Consider the following 14,226-nt stretch of genomic DNA (forward strand, 5'->3'; position numbering starts at 1 on the left):
TTTGTGATGAGAAACCTTGTGAGAACACGAATTGTGTTGAGACAAAAGGAGACATTATTGCGCTAATCGCTCGCGCTTGTCGAGCCCCCGTTTGCTCGTTTTTGTGGTGCGGCTCACAGGCGCGTGCTTGGCTCGTGAGGGCTTGGCGGAGCGCGCGCGCCGCTGGATTTTTACCGACTGGCCGTGTGTGAGCGGGGGTGCGGGAGCAGGCCTGATTGCCTCTGCCTACCCGCGTGCCTGCACGACCACGTACCTGTTCAGGCCGCCGATTTACGGGTTACGGGACGCCGCCCTGTCCAGGCGCGGAGTCGGGGCCGGCAGCCCGGGAGAGGCCCTCTTCGACCTCGGTGACGATCATCGCCGCGAGGAGATCGAGCAGCGCGCGGCCCTCGTCCTCCGAGGCCTCGCGCGGAGCGCCGGTGTAGGCGGCGTCCATACCCAGATCGCTGAACCGCTTCACCCCTGCCTTGATGCCCTCCGACAGGCTCACCGCGAGATCGGGCAGGCTCCTGGCGATGTCCCTCCGGACGAGCGCGGGGGCCGCGGCGAGGACGAGCGAGGTCTCGTAACGGCCGGCGTGACAGGCGCCGCTCCGGAACTCGGCGGAGAGCGTCCGCGCCCAGCGGCGCGCGAGCGGGCAGGCCACCGAGCCGCGGCCCGGAGGCAGGTCGCCCACGGCGGCGCGCACGGCGCGGTCGTGCTCCGGCTCGAGGTGGTTGTTGATGAAGCAGACGTGCGCCAGGCCCGCCGACAGGTAGGCCTCCGCGACCGCGCGGAGGAAGGCGGTGAGCGCGGGCGCCGGGATCGAGATCGCGCCCGCGAAGCCCGCCGCGAAGTCGGTCACGCCGTAGCCGATGGGCGGCGCGAGGAGCGCGGCGACGCCCCGCTCCCAGAGCCGCCGGCCGGCACGCTCGGCCGCGGCCTCGCCGATGAGCGTGTCCGTCCCGAGCGGCAGGTGCGGGCCGTGCGGCTCCACCGACCCGACCGGCACGAGCGCGACGCACGGCGCGCCGCCCGACAGGAGCGCGGCGAGCTCGGACGTCGTGAGGTCGGCGAGGCGCGGCGCGGCCTGCACGCCTACAGGCCCGCCGGGTTCTCGCCGGCGGCCTCGCGCTGCCGGAGCGCCTTGCGATCGACCTTGCCGCGGTCGTTCCGGGGGACGTCGTCGACGAAGACGACCCACCGCGGGTACTTGTGCTTGCTCAGCCGGTCCTTCACGAACGCCTTGAGCTCCGCGGCGAGCGCGGCCCGCCCTTCCTCGGCGGCGACGCGGCCGCGCGCGTCGTCGCGGACCACGATGAACGCCTTCGGCTTCACGAGGCCCGCCTCCTCGGCGCCGATCACCGCGGCGAGGCTGACGGCGGGGTGCTCGGTCAGGCACTCCTCCACCTCGGTCGGCGCGACCCAGACGCCGCCCACCTTGAGCAGCTCGTCGGCGCGGCCGCTGAACCAGAGATAGCCCTCGGCGTCCATGCGGAAGAGATCCCCGGTGCGGCACCAGTGGCCGTGGAAGGTGCTCCAGCTCTTGTCGCGATCCTGGAAGTAGCCGAGCGCGACCGAGTCGCCCTTCACCCACATCACGCCGGTCTCCCCCGGCGGGAGCTCCGGCGCGCCCGGGCCGACCGCGTCCGAGGGGAGGATCTTGAGCGTGTACCCCTCCACGACGCGGCCGAGCGACCCGGGGCGCACGTCGCCGGGGCGGTTCGTGCAGTAGATGTGGAACATCTCCGCGGAGCCGATGCCGTCGTAGACGTCGGCCTTGAACCGCGCGCGGAAGCGCTCGAGGAGCGCGGGCGGCAGCGCCTCGCCCGCGGAGAGGTGGAAGCGGACGCTGGAGAGGTCGAGGCGCGGCTCGCCGCGCGCGGCGAGGGCGTCGTCGTGGTCGAGCAGCTTGCCCATCATCGTCGGGACGTTCGTGACCACGGTGGGGCGGTAGAGCTCGATGTACCGGGCGAGCGACTCGGGCGTCGGGCGCTCGACGAAGAGGCCGGCGGTCGCGCCGACCGCGAACGGGAACATCAGGTTGGTGCCCGTGGCGTAGCCGAAGAAGAGGCGCGGCACCGAGACGGTGACGTCGTCGCTGCGGTAGCCCACGGTCGCCTTGGCGTAGCGCTCGGTGTTGAAGGCGAAATCGCGGTGCGTGTGGATCGCCGCCTTGCTCCTGCCGGTCGAGCCGGACGTGAACAGCCAGATGGCGACGTCGTCGCGCCGCGTGGGGCGGGGGACGACCGGGGCGCTCCGCGGCACGAGCGCGGCGCGCCCCTGCGCGAGGGCGTCGCGGAGCGAGATGCCCCGCAGCCGATCGAGGGCCGGCGAGAGGGCGAGGTCGGCCTCGAGGTCGCCGCCGGTCGGGACCTCCGGCGCGAGGACGAGCGTCCGGAGGTCCGCGGCGGCGAGCGCGCCCTGGATCGCCTCGGCGACGCGCGGGATCGTGACGACCGCCGCGGCCCGCGTGTACTCGACGAGGTACGCGAGGTCGGCGGCCGGCGCCTCGGGGTTGCCCATCGCCACGACGGCGCCGTGGTGGAGCGCCGCGAAGAAGGCCCAGACGAACGCGGGCGAGTCGTGCAGGACGATGAGCACCCGCTGCTCGCGCGCGACGTCCTCGACCGCGAGGTGCGCGCGGAGCCGGCGGACCTGCTCGGCGACGTCGGCGTAGGTGTGCCGCTGATCGCCGAAGAGCAGGGCGACCTTGTCGCCGAGCCCCTCGCGCAGCCGGTCGAAGAGGTAGTAGTCGGCGAGGTTGAACTCTTCGGGAAATGTCGGTGCGCTCATGGTCACGCCTCCTCTCGCCTCCACCGCGGCGCCGTGAGCCGCCGCTTCCCCCCGTCCGTCGTCGCGACGCCGGGCTCGTCGAGCCCCTCGCGATCCCAGAGCTGGCACGTGACGGGCCGGTGCCGCTGATCGAGCGCCTCGCAGTAGTTGGAGTAGATGCAGCGGCGCACCTCGCCGCCGCGGCCGAGGCGCAGCTTCAGGAACCAGTCGGGATCGGCCAGCGTCTGCCGGGCGGCGCCGATGAGGTCGGCGTCGCCGGCCGCGAGGATCGCCTCGGCCTGCGCGAACGTGCAGATGCCGCCCGCGACCACGACCGGCGTGTCGAAGCCGGCCTCGCGCACGGCCCGCCGGACCCGCGCCTGCTTCGGCACCTGCCGCCCGAACGGGCCGGCCGCGTCCGAGAGCGCCGTCGGCATGCACTCGTACCCGCTCGGGCCGGTGTAGGGATACGCGGCCTCGCCGACCTTGGGCTGCTTCGCGTCCTCGAACTTGCCGCCGGTCGAGAGCGAGAGGAAGTCCATGCCGGCGCGCGCGAAGGCGATCGCGAAGGACGCGGCGTCGTCGACCCGGTTGCCGCCGGCGATGACGTCGTCGCAGAGGAAGCGGCAGCCCACCGTGAAGCGGGAGGACACGGCGGCGCGCACGGCCGCGTAGACCTCGAGCGGGAGGCGCGCGCGGCGCTCGCGGTCGCCGCCGTAGCCGTCCGTCCGGGTGTTCAGCGCGGAGAGGAACGAGGCCATCGTGTAGGCGTGGGCGTAGTGGAGCTCCACCCCGTCGAAGCCCGCCTCGCGCGCCCGCGCGGCGGCCGCGGCGAAGAGGCCCGGCAGCGCGCGCGGCAGGTCGCGGATGTGGGGGAGCGCGACGTCGGTCACGCGCTCCCGCTCGCCGAAGCGCAGCGCCTCGAGCTCGCGCGGCGCGAGCACAGCCTCGAGCCGCGCGTCGTCGAGCGCGAGCAGCCGCTCGCGCACCTCGGGCTCCGGGGCGCCCTCGAGCCGCGCCTCGCCGAGCGCCTCGGCGAGGGCGCGCCGGTGCGCGCCGGTGACCTCCAGGAACTGCCGCAGGAACCTCTCCCTGGTCGGGCGCCTGCGGATGCGGAGAAAATCGATGAGCTGGAGGAACACGCGCGTGCGGCCCGCGCTCCTCGCGCGCACCGTCCGGACGAGCTCCGCGAGCCCCGGGATGAACCGATCGTGGCCGGCGCGGAGCAGCGGCCCGCTCGGCACGTCGCGGATGCCGGTCGCCTCGACCACGAGGGCGCCGGGCTGGCCGTCGGCGAAGCGGCCGTACCAGTCGAGCACGTCCTGCGTGACGAGCCCGTCCTCCGTCGCCCGCCAGGGGACCATCGCCGGCACCCACGAGCGCTCCGCGAGCTCGAGGCCCGAGGCGAGCCGGAGCGGCGAGAAGAGGCGCGCGCGCGCCGCCTCGCCCGCGGTCGGGGGCTCGTCGCGGGGCAGGGCGTGGCGGATCCTCTCCGGCGGCTTCCACATCGCTACCGCGCCTCGCCGCGGGCGGGCTCGCCCGCCGCGAGCTCCGCGGCGGCGCGATCGAGGATCCCCTTCGCGATGATGAGCTTCTGGATCTCGGTCGTCCCCTCGTAGATGCGCAGCGGCCGGATCTCGCGGTACAGGCGCTCGACCTCGGTCCCCTCGATGACCCCGAGGCCGCCGTGGAGCTGGACCGCGCGATCGATGATCCGCTGCGCCGCCTCGGTGGCGAACATCTTCGCCATGGCCGCCTCGGTCGAGACGCGCGCCGCCGCGCCGGCGGTGTCGCGCTTGTGGGCGGCGCGGGCCACGAGCAGGCGCGCCGCGTCGAGCTCGGTCGCCATCTCGGCGAGGTAGGCGCGCACCATCTGCTGCTCGGACAGCGGCGCGCCGAACTGCCTGCGGCGCGTGACGTGCGCGATCGCCTCGCGGAGCGCGCGCGCCGCCATGCCGTTCGCCGCCGCGCCGACCGAGATCCGGAAGGCGTCGAGCGTCTGCATCGCGAGCTTGTAGCCGCCGCCCACCTCCCCGAGGCGCGCGCCGTCCGGCACGCGGCAGCCGTCGAAGCGGAGCCGGCCGATCGGGTGCGGGACCGACATCGGGAGCGGCTCCGCGGCGACGCCCGGCGCGCCGCTGTCGACGAGGAACGCCGTGATCCCGGCGCGCCCGACGCCCTCGCCCGTGCGCGCGAAGACGACCAGGTGGTGCGCGAGCGGGACGTTCGAGATCAGCACCTTCTCCCCGTCGAGGACCCACCCGTCGCCCTCGCGCCGGGCCTCGGTCCGGAGCGAGGCGACGTCGCTGCCCGCCTCGGGCTCGGTCAGGGCGAAGGCGCCGATGCGGCGCCCCGAGAGCACGTCGGGCAGGATCGCGCGGCGCTGCGCGTCGCTGCCGGCGAGCACGATCGGGTACGAGCCGAGCCCCTGCACCGCGAAGATCGCGTCGGCGAGCGGCGAGACCTGGCCGAGCGCCTCGCGGATGAGCACGAGCGATCGCACGTCGACGGCCGCGGGGTCCGCGGCGGGGCCGCCTCCCGCGGGCGCGCCGCCGAGCGCCTCCGGGACGAGGTGCGCGTAGAGCCCGAGCGGCTCGCCCATGCAGCGCGCCACCGCGGCGGGGCCCTGCGCGCCCGCGAGCGGGGCGAGCGCCTCGGGGGTGAGCCGCGCGGCGAGGGCCGCGTGGCGCTCCTCGAAGAAGACCGGGAGATCGGCCGAGGAGAGCGCGAGCCTCGTCATGTGCGGGGCGCCGACGGGCCGGTGGCCCGGGGGGTGGGGGCCGCGTCGTCCTCGGCGGGCGCCGCCGCGGCGTCGCCCAGGGCGGCGCCCTCGAAGCGCGGCGGGCGCTTCGCCTTGTTCGCCTCGTAGGCCTCGCGGAAGTCGGGGTGCGCCATGCAGAGCGCCTGCGCCTGCGCCTCGGCCTCGATCGCGGCGGCGAGGGGCATCGTGCGCTCGCTCTCGAGCATCTGCTTGGTGATCGCGTGCGCGAACGCCGGCCCGTGCGCGAGGCGCTCGGCCCACGCGCGCGCGAGCGGGAGCGCGTCGCCGTCGGGGACGACGCGGTTCACGAGGCCGATGCGGAGCGCCTCGTCGGCGCCGATGAGATCGCCGAAGAAGAGCAGCTCGGCGGCGCGCCCGTGGCCGACGATGCGCGGCAGGAGGTAGGAGGCGCCCATGTCGGCGCCGGACAGGCCGACCTTGGGGAAGATGAAGCCGAAGCGGGCGCTCGCCGCGGCGATGCGCAGGTCGCAGGCGGCGGCGATCACCGCGCCCGCGCCGACGGCGACCCCGTTCACCGCGGCGATGACCGGGCGCCGGAGCTCGCAGATGCTCTGGATGAGCGCGCCGGTGACGCGGGTGAACTCGAGCAGCCCCCGCGCGTCCCGCGCGAACAGCTCGGCGATGATCCCCTCGACGTCGCCGCCCGAGCAGAAGCCGCGCCCCTCGCCGGTGAGCACGACCGCGCGCGCGGCCGAGCGCTCGAGCGAGCGGAACGTGGCCGTGAGCTCGCCGTAGATCTCGAAGGTGAGGGCGTTCAGCCGGTCGGGGCGGCTCAGCGTGATCTCCGCGACGCCGCGGGCGATCTCGAGCTGGAAGGAGCGGGGGGTGAGGGTCATCGGGGCCTCTCGGGTTCGGGTGCGCTGCGCTGGGACGAGGTCTCGCGGTCAGGGCTTGGTCCGCGTGCGCCGCGGCGGGCTGCGGGCGCTGCGATCGGCGTGCGCGCGGGCGCTGCCGGGGCGCGACGGGACGGGCAGGTCCGGCTCGCGGAGCGTGGTGCGCAGCTTGTCGAGCAGCCGCGTCAGGGTCGAGAGCTCGGCCGGGCTCAGCCCGGAGAACACCTTCGCGACGCGCGCCGCGTGGCGCCGCTCGGCGTCGCGGAACGCGCGCTGCCCCTTGGGGGTGAGGTGCACCCGCCAGGCGCGGCGGTCGCTCGGGTCGGCCCGCCGCTCGACCATGCCGTCGCGCGCCGCGCGGTCGACGAGCCCGGTGAGGTTGCCCGCCGTGACCAGCATGCTGCGGGAGAGCGACGCGAGCGTCTGCCCGTCGCTGCGCACGAGGTTCGCGAGGAGGTCGAAGCGCGGGAGGGTCATCTCGTGCTCCAGGTCCTCGCGGATGGCCGCGAGCGCGCGCTTGTGGACCGCGAGGATGCGCACCCAGGCGCGCACGGCGGCCTGATCGCCGCGCGCGCTCTCGGGCGGGGGCGCCACGGCGAGCGGGCGCCTCGCCGGCGCCCCGCGCCTCACGGGCCGCCCTCGTTCCCGCGGGACGCGGAGGCCGCCGCGGCCCCGCCGCGCGCGCGCGGCTCGACGAGCCCCGCGACGGCCTCGATCTCGACGAGCGCGCGCGGCTCGACGAGCCCCGCGACGCCGACGAGGGCCATCGCCGGGAAGTGCTTGCCGAACCGCGCTCGCCACGCGGCGCCGATCGCGGCGCGCGAGCGCCGGTACGCCTCGAGGTCGGTCACGTAGACGGTCATCCGCGCGACGTCGCCCGGCGCGCCGCCGGCGGCCGCGACGACGGCGAGCACGTTGTCGAGCGCGAGCGCGAACTGCTCGGCCAGGTCGTCGCTCGGGATCTGCCCGGACGCGGCGTCCCACCCGATCTGCCCCGCGACGTGCAGCGTCGGGCCGCGCGTCACGACGCCGTTCGCGTACCCGCGTGGCGCGGGCCACCCGGCCGGCTGCACGATCTCGAGGCCGCCCTTCACCGCATCACCTGCCCGCCGTCGACCGGGATCGCCTGGCCGTGGATGCTGCGCGCCTCGTCGCTGCAGAGCATCGCCACGACGAGCGCGACCTCCTCGGGCTCGACCATCCGGCCCTGGGGCGACATCGCCTCGAGCGCCCGTCGCGCCGCGTCCTCGCCGCGCCCGGTCTTCTCGGCGATGCGGGCGATCGCCTCGTCCGCCATCCTCGTGTTCGCCCACCCGGGGCAGACGCAGTTGATGGTGACCGGGGTCCGGGCGATCTCCAGCGCGATGGCGCGGGTCATCCCGACCATGGCGTGCTTCGACGCGCAGTACGCGGTCGAGTAGGCGCAGCCGGCGAGCCCCGCGGTGGAGGCGACGTTGACGACGCGCCCGAACCCGCGCGCGATCATCTTCGGGATCAGGGCGCGGCACAGCGCGAAGGCGCCGGTCACGTTGACCGCGAGCATGCGGTCCCAGAGCGCGTCGGTGGTCCTGTCGAACGGCGCGCTCTCGGCCGCGCCCGCGTTGTTGACGAGCACGTCGACGCGACCGACGTCGGCCTCGAGCGCGGCGAGCGCGGCGAGCGCGCCCTCGCGATCGCCCACGTCGAGCCGGACGGCGACGCCGCCGACGGCCGCGGCCGTCTCGTCGATCTCGGCCTGCGTGCGGCCCGCGACGGCGACGCGCGCGCCGTCCCGCGCGAGCCGCTCGGCGATCGCGCGGCCGATGCCGCGACCCCCACCCGTGACGAGCGCGATCTTGCCTTCCAGGGACATGTGGAGCACCTAAATCATATATATATGAAGCACAGGCCGAAGTCACCCTCGACGCGGCTCGCTGCCGCGCCGCGGCGCGCTGTCCTGCGCGTCGGGCCTGCGCGTCGGGCCTGCGCGTCGGGCCTGCGCGTCGGGCGCGCCGTTTCGGGCGCATCGTTGCTCCGCCCGCACGAGGGGGCGGCTTGCCCGGCTCGCCCGAGTTGTCCGACGCGCCGGCCGGAACGCGGCTGCGCGGAGCGCCTGAAACGCGGACGGCGCGGGCGTGTCGTGCGCTGTGCAACGATCGCGTCCGAGACGCAGGCGATCGCGTCCGAGACGCAGGCGAGCGCGTCCGCGGCGAAGTGAGCCGATCAGCGCGTCGCGCTCCGCTTGTCCGGCTGCTTCGCGCGCGCTACGGCCGTCGATCTCGACGAGCGCGTGCGCCACTATCTCCGCATGCGTGCCTCCTCCGCCGCGGCGACGATCGCGGCATCGTCCCTCGTCGCAGCGCTCGGCTGCGGCGACGCGCGCCCGAGCGTCTCGTCGATCTGGGTCTCGCCGGCGCACCTCGGCGAGCTCCGCGGAGCGCGGTTCTTCGACGCGCCGTGGCCGAGCGATCTGCGCCGCGAGGGCGGCGCGGTGCGGCTCGACGGTTACCCCAACCCGCGGCGGCTCAGGCTCCTCGACGAGTACGTCGGCGAGATGGACGCGGTCCTCGACGGCTTCTCGCCGGCCGCAGCGGGGTACCTGCGCTTCGCCGGGCCGATCGACGTCTCCTCGCTCCCCGAGACGCCCGCGTTCGCCATGAGCCCCGTCGGGTCGGTGCAGCTCATCGACGTCGATCCGGGCTCGCCGGCGCGCGGAGAGCGGCGCCCGATCTCGGTCCAGTTCCGGCGTGAGGCCGGCGTGTACTGGCCGGAGAACACCCTCGCCTTCATGCCCCTGATGGGCTTCCCGCTGCGGCCGCGGACCCGGTACGCGCTCGTCGTGACGGACGCGCTGCGCGGCGAGGGCGGCGGCCGCGTCGAGGCGAGCCCCGAGCTGCGGCAGGCGCTCGGGATCGACCCGGCCAGCGCCGACGTCGAGGCCGCGCGGGCGGCCCTCGCGCCGGCGGTCGACGAGATCGAGGCGGCCGGCGTCGAGCGCGAGCGCGTCGTCCACCTCGCGGTCTTCACCACCTCCGACCCGACCGCGGAGCTCTTCGCGCTGCGCGATCACCTGCGCGCGAGCGTCCCGCCGCCGGAGGCGCGGCCCGAGCTCTGGCGCCTCGTGAAGCGCGCGCCGTCGTGGGACGAGTACGCCGGCGTGTACGGGCCGTCCCCGAGCTACCAGATCGGCCGCGCCCCGTACGCGACCCACGCCGATGGCGGCGGCTTCGCGAGCAAGGCCGGCGAGCCGGTGATCGCCGGCTATTTCGACCTGCGCTTCTCGATCACGGTCCCCGCCGCGAGCCGCTGCCCCATGCCCGAGGCCGGCTACCCCGTCGTGCTCTACGCCCACGGCACGGGCGGCGACTACCGCTCCTACGTCCGCAGCTACACCGGCGCCGCGCTCGCCGAGCGGTGCCTCGCGGTCATGGGCGTCGACCAGATCTTCCACGGCGCGCGCCCGGAGGCGCCCCGGGACGCGGCGCAGGCCGGGCCGCTGTTCTACAACGTGCAGAACGTGTCCGCGGCGCGCACGAACGCGCGCCAGTCGGCGCTCGACGAGGTGCAGCGGGCGCGCCTCTTCACCGAGTCGCGCATGACCGTGCCCGCCGGCGTGTCCAGCACGGGGGAGGAGATCCGGTTCGACCCGTCGAAGATCCTGTTCTTCGGGCACTCCCAGGGCGGGCTGAACGGCCCGCTCTACCTCGCGGCCGACGACTCGGCGCGGGGCGGGGTGCTCTCCGGGGCGTCGGCGGTCATGTCGATCACCCTGCTCGAGAAGACGAACCCGCCCCCGAGCATCGCGGCGCTCGTCAAGTCGGTCTTCCTCGGGCTCACGGGCGACGAGGAGGGGGAGGTGAACGAATTCCACCCCGCGATCTCGCTCGCGCAGTCGATCGTCGACGTGGTCGATCCGATCCACTACGCTGCGCGGCTGTTCGTCGCGCCCCGCGACGGCTTCGCGCCGAAGAGCATCTACATGACGGAGGGCATCAACCCGGACGGCAGCGGCGACACGTACGCGCCGCCGCGCGGCATCGAGGTGCACGCGCTGGCGATGGGCTTGCCGCTGCAGTCGCCCGCGCAGCGCTGGATCCGCGAGTACGGCTTCGGCGGCCCCGCGCCCGTCGAGGTGCCGCCCGAGGGGCTCGCCGGGAACCTCGCCGGCGGCCGCGCCTCGGGGGTGCTCGCGCAATGGCCGGTCGCCGAGGGGAGCGACGGTCACTTCGTGGTCTTCGACGTGCCCGCGGCGGCCGCCCAGGCGCACGGCTTCCTCCAGGGCCTCGCGGACGCGCCGCGCGGGCGGGTGCCGGCGCCGTGAGCGCGGCCTCGGATCTGGCGTCGCGCGTCGCCGCGCTGCTCGCGCACCCCGGCGTGGAGGCGCGGCCCCCGGCGGCGTCCGCGGGCGCGTGGCCGCTCGATCTGGCCGAGCCGCCGGACGTCGCGGCGCTCTACGCGGCGGCGGACGGCCTCGCGCTCCCGGACGGCACGCTGATCCTGCCGCGCGGCGAGCTCGCGCGGGCGACGGCGTGGCTCACGGAGGAGCGCTCGCTCGACTGGGAGAGCGACCTCCTGGTCGTCGGGGAGCGGGAGGATCTCGTGATCGTGCTCGACCTCGACGCGGCGGGCGCGCGCGCCGGGGGCGGGGTGCTGGAGGTGCCGACCGACGGGCTCGCCTCGTTCCAGCGCGTCGCCGGCTCGCTCGTGGGCTACCTGGAGCGGCGCCTCGGCCTCGCGGGGGCCGAGGCCGCGTCGCCCGAGGTGCGGGCGCGCGAGGCCGCGGCGCGCCGCGATCTGCCGGCGCTCGCCGGGGCGCTCGCGGAGGCGATGTACCCGGGCGCGGAGCGGCAGGTCGCGCACGCGGCGCTCACGCTGGGCGTGCTCCTGTCGGAGCGCGGGGATGAGGCGGCGCTCTGCGCCTTCGCGCGCTCGGTCGAGGCGCGGGTCGCGGCGGCGCCCCGCGGCGCGGCGGCGCCGGAGCGGCTCGCGGCGTGGCGCGCCTGCGAGATCGCGGCGCGGGAGGCCGGGGCGGAGGCGATCGCCGCGGCGTGCGCGGCGCGGGGGCGGGGCGCAGGGGAGGGGCGGGGCGGGGGGTAGGGACGAGGGGCGCTTCGCCGCTCAGCGGCCCGCGCTCAACGCCTGCGCCGCTCCCGGAGCATCGCTCGCCACGCGCGCACCACGGCCGTCTGGTCCCCCTGGCGCACCATGAACTCCGTCAGCGCCGTGATATCGAGCCCGGGCAAGAACCGGCTTCGCTCCGCCTCGGCGTAGCCGTCCGGGCCGAGGACGTGAAGGGAGAGCTTCCCCTTCTTCAGGAACCAGACCTCGGGCACGCCGAGCCCCGCATAGACGGAAAGTTTGTTGATCGTCCCGCTCTTCTCGATGACCTCGATCGCGAGCGCCGGGATGTCCCCGTCCTCCACCGTCCCGAGCACGTAACACTCATCCGGCTCGGCCCCTCGCGCCGCGAGCTGATTGCGGACGGTCATGCTGCCGTACCCGCTGAGGGGCAGCTCCGCCTCCTCCGCGTACGCCTCGACGAGACGGGCCAGGATCTTCTTCCGCCCTTCGTGCGGTCCGCCCGGGCTCATCAGCTCCAGCACTCCCTCGCAGTACGTCACCCGCACGCCCGCGCGATCGCCGAGAACCGCGAGGAGGGCCTCGTACTCCTCCCACGAGACGTCATGGACGACGAAGAGCTGGTCTTCCGAGCCGCCTGCCGCGACCGCTTCGGCGCGTTCGGCAGGGGGGGCGAGGAGGGGTGCAGCGGCGGCCATGACAGCGTGCTCTTCCCCAGAGTATCCCCGCGGCGCCGCCGGTTAGCAACCGCCGACCCGAGCGCGCGGGTGCGCCCCTCAGAACACCCGCCCGAGCCCGTCGAGCGCCGCCACCCGGTAGGCCTCGGCCATGGTGGGGTAGTTGAACGTCGTGTTCACGAAATACCGGATCGTGTTGTTCGGCGCCGGCTGCGACATGATCGCCTGCCCGATGTGGATGATCTCCGCGGCGTTCTCGCCGAAGCAGTGGATCCCGAGCAGCGCGAGCGTCTCGCGGTGGAAGATCAGCTTCAGCATCCCGACCTGCTGGCCCGTGATCTGCGCGCGCGCGAGCGTCTTGAACGTCGATTTCCCCACCTCGTAGGGCACCTTCGCCGCCGTGAGCTCGCGCTCGCTCTTGCCGAGCGACGAGATCTCCGGCGTCGTGTAGATGCCCGTGGGGATGTCCCGGACCAGCTTCTCGTCGGCGTCGCCGCAGATGTGGCTGGCCGCGAACCGGCCCTGGTCGTAGCTCGCGCTCGCGAGCGCCGGGAAGCCGACGACGTCGCCGACCGCGTAGATGTGCGGCTGGCTCGTCTGGAAGCTCTCGTTCACCTCGAGCTGACCGCGCTTGTTCGGCGTGATGCCGAGGTTCTCCAGCCCGAGATCGGCCGTGTTGCCCGTCCTCCCGTTCGCCCACAGGAAGACCTCGCTCCGGAGCTTCTTCCCGCTCTTCAGGGAGAGCACGACGCCCTCCTTGGTGGCCTCGACCTTCTCGTGCTCCTCGCCGTTGAGGACGCGGATCCCCTTGTCGCAGAAGTGGTACCCGAGCGCGTCGGTGATCTCGTCGTCGAGGAACTCCAGGAGATGGGCGCGCGTGTTCACGAGGTTCACGGCGATCTGCATGTTGCGCAGCATCGACGCGTACTCGCAGCCGATGACGCCCGCCCCGAAGATCGTGATGCTGCGGGGGGTGTGATCCATGCGCAGCAGCGTGTCGCTGTCGAAGATGCGCGGGTGGCTGAAGTCGATGTCGTCCGGCCGGTACGGCCGCGAGCCGGTCGCGACGACGAAGGTGTCGGCGGTGAAGCGCCGGCGCTGGCCCCCGTCGCCCTCGACCTCGACCGTGTGCGGATCGACGAACCGGGCTTGCCCCGGGATGAGCTGGACGCGGTTCCGATCGTAGAAGCTCTCGCGCAGGTCGACCTGCTCGTCGATGACGTGGTTCGCGGTCGCGAGCAGCTCGGCGAACGGGTACTCCGGGACCACATCCATCCGCTTGTAGATGGGGCTCTGGTTGACCAGGTTCATGTGGTAGATCGCGCGGCGCAGCGCCTTGCTCGGGATCGTCCCCCAGTGGGTGCAGCCCCCGCCCACCCGCGTGTAGCGCTCGATCGCCGCGACCGATTTGCCGTGCTTCGCGGCCGTCATGGCGGCGCCTTCGCCGCCCGGCCCCGTTCCGATGATGATGAGATCGAAGTGCGGGGTGGTCGCCATCGCGTTCCTCCGAGGCGCGTCGCGCGCCCCGGCAGAGGCTACTCGAACTGGAGCGGCTCGTCGTCGTCCCCGACGCCGAGCATCTCGAGGATCTGCCGCACCTCCATCGCGGCCTCGACCTCCGGGCCCGCGTCCAGGAAGCCCTGGAGGTGCTTGCGAGCGAGCGCACGGTTGCCGCGCGCCGCGTAGGCGAGCCCCATCGCGTGCATCGCGTCGCCGTCCTTCGGGAACCGGCGGAGCGCCTCCTTCGCCTGCGCGATCGCCCCGTCGGTGTCGCCGAGGCGCCGGAGCGCGTGCGACAGGGCCACCCGCGCCCCGAGGAAGCTCGGCGCGAGCCGCACGGCGGCGCGGTAGGCGTCGCGCGCCGGCTCGAGCTGGCCGAGCTCGTAGAGCGCGTGCCCGAGCAGGTTGTACGCGTACGGGTTCGACGGCGAGGCCTTGATCACGTCGCGCAGCGCGACGAGCGCCTCCTGGAGCTGCTCCTCCTGAAGGAGCTCGGCCGCCTCCTCGACCGCCTCCCAGTGGGCGGCGTCCACCGATTCATCCACCACAGCCCTGAGCACCATGGCCCGCAGTCTAGCCAGAATTGCCGCCCGGTCCCGGCCCCTTCGTGGTACCGGCCGGG

13 protein-coding genes are annotated in these 14,226 nt (G+C 74.5%); 2 read left to right on the forward strand and 11 right to left on the reverse strand.

Translation table 11 applies throughout. The annotated features are described in order from the left end of the window. Nucleotides 1-277: 277 nt before the first annotated feature. The 8 genes from WME83_RS12290 to WME83_RS12325 are packed head-to-tail and all read right to left on the reverse strand — an operon-like array spanning nt 278 to nt 8,221. Complete coding sequence (locus WME83_RS12290; protein WP_437319467.1) at nt 278-1,075, reverse strand: creatininase family protein; 798 nt, start codon at nt 1,073-1,075, stop codon at nt 278-280. Nucleotides 1,076-1,077: 2 nt separating this feature from the next. Next, nucleotides 1,078-2,775 carry a benzoate-CoA ligase family protein gene (locus WME83_RS12295; protein WP_437319468.1) on the reverse strand — a complete coding sequence of 566 codons (1,698 nt, stop codon included), beginning with the start codon at nt 2,773-2,775 and terminating at the stop codon, nt 1,078-1,080. Between the two features lie 2 nt (nt 2,776-2,777). Next, nucleotides 2,778-4,262: an NADH:flavin oxidoreductase gene (locus WME83_RS12300; RefSeq protein WP_437319469.1), complete on the reverse strand. Its 1,485-nt coding sequence runs from the start codon at nt 4,260-4,262 to the stop codon at nt 2,778-2,780. Nucleotides 4,263-4,264: 2 nt separating this feature from the next. Further along, nucleotides 4,265-5,494: an acyl-CoA dehydrogenase family protein gene (locus tag WME83_RS12305; RefSeq protein ID WP_437319470.1), complete on the reverse strand. Its 1,230-nt coding sequence runs from the start codon at nt 5,492-5,494 to the stop codon at nt 4,265-4,267. Next, on the reverse strand, nt 5,491-6,372 hold the full coding sequence (locus WME83_RS12310) for an enoyl-CoA hydratase family protein (protein ID WP_437319471.1): 882 nt from the start codon (nt 6,370-6,372) through the stop codon (nt 5,491-5,493). The genes WME83_RS12305 and WME83_RS12310 overlap by 4 nt, the downstream gene beginning before the upstream one ends. Before the next feature lie 48 nt (nt 6,373-6,420). Further along, on the reverse strand, nt 6,421-6,999 hold the full coding sequence (locus tag WME83_RS12315) for a MarR family winged helix-turn-helix transcriptional regulator (RefSeq protein ID WP_437319472.1): 579 nt from the start codon (nt 6,997-6,999) through the stop codon (nt 6,421-6,423). Further along, entirely contained in the window at nt 6,996-7,463 is a 468-nt protein-coding gene (locus WME83_RS12320) for a RidA family protein (RefSeq protein ID WP_437319473.1), read from the reverse strand. The genes WME83_RS12315 and WME83_RS12320 overlap by 4 nt, the downstream gene beginning before the upstream one ends. Further along, complete coding sequence (locus WME83_RS12325) at nt 7,460-8,221, reverse strand: SDR family NAD(P)-dependent oxidoreductase (RefSeq protein ID WP_437319474.1); 762 nt, start codon at nt 8,219-8,221, stop codon at nt 7,460-7,462. The genes WME83_RS12320 and WME83_RS12325 overlap by 4 nt, the downstream gene beginning before the upstream one ends. Before the next feature lie 435 nt (nt 8,222-8,656). Between WME83_RS12325 and WME83_RS12330 the strand changes: the two genes are divergently transcribed. Together WME83_RS12330 and WME83_RS12335 are read left to right on the forward strand one after the other, a co-directional pair. Beyond that, nucleotides 8,657-10,669, forward strand: a complete 2,013-nt coding sequence (locus WME83_RS12330) for a hypothetical protein (protein WP_437319475.1) — start codon at nt 8,657-8,659, stop codon at nt 10,667-10,669. Continuing rightward, complete coding sequence (locus WME83_RS12335; protein WP_437319476.1) at nt 10,666-11,445, forward strand: hypothetical protein; 780 nt, start codon at nt 10,666-10,668, stop codon at nt 11,443-11,445. Before WME83_RS12330 ends, WME83_RS12335 begins: the two co-directional genes overlap by 4 nt. A gap of 35 nt (nt 11,446-11,480) precedes the next feature. Here WME83_RS12335 and WME83_RS12340 read toward each other — a convergent pair whose 3' ends face one another. The 3 genes from WME83_RS12340 to WME83_RS12350 all read right to left on the reverse strand — a co-directional run bounded on the left by WME83_RS12340 (nt 11,481) and on the right by WME83_RS12350 (nt 14,167). Further along, complete coding sequence (locus tag WME83_RS12340) at nt 11,481-12,125, reverse strand: Uma2 family endonuclease (RefSeq protein WP_437319477.1); 645 nt, start codon at nt 12,123-12,125, stop codon at nt 11,481-11,483. Nucleotides 12,126-12,203: 78 nt separating this feature from the next. Beyond that, nucleotides 12,204-13,601, reverse strand: a complete 1,398-nt coding sequence (gene sthA / locus WME83_RS12345) for a Si-specific NAD(P)(+) transhydrogenase (protein ID WP_437319478.1) — start codon at nt 13,599-13,601, stop codon at nt 12,204-12,206. A 38-nt stretch (nt 13,602-13,639) separates the two neighbouring features. Next, a complete protein-coding gene (locus tag WME83_RS12350; protein WP_437319479.1) occupies nt 13,640-14,167 on the reverse strand; it encodes a tetratricopeptide repeat protein in 528 nt (175 codons plus the stop codon). Between the last annotated feature and the right edge of the window lie 59 nt (nt 14,168-14,226).

Source organism: Sorangium sp. So ce385 (assembly GCF_051474135.1).
Taxonomy (GTDB): Bacteria; Myxococcota_A; Polyangia; order Polyangiales; family Polyangiaceae; genus Sorangium; species Sorangium cellulosum_D.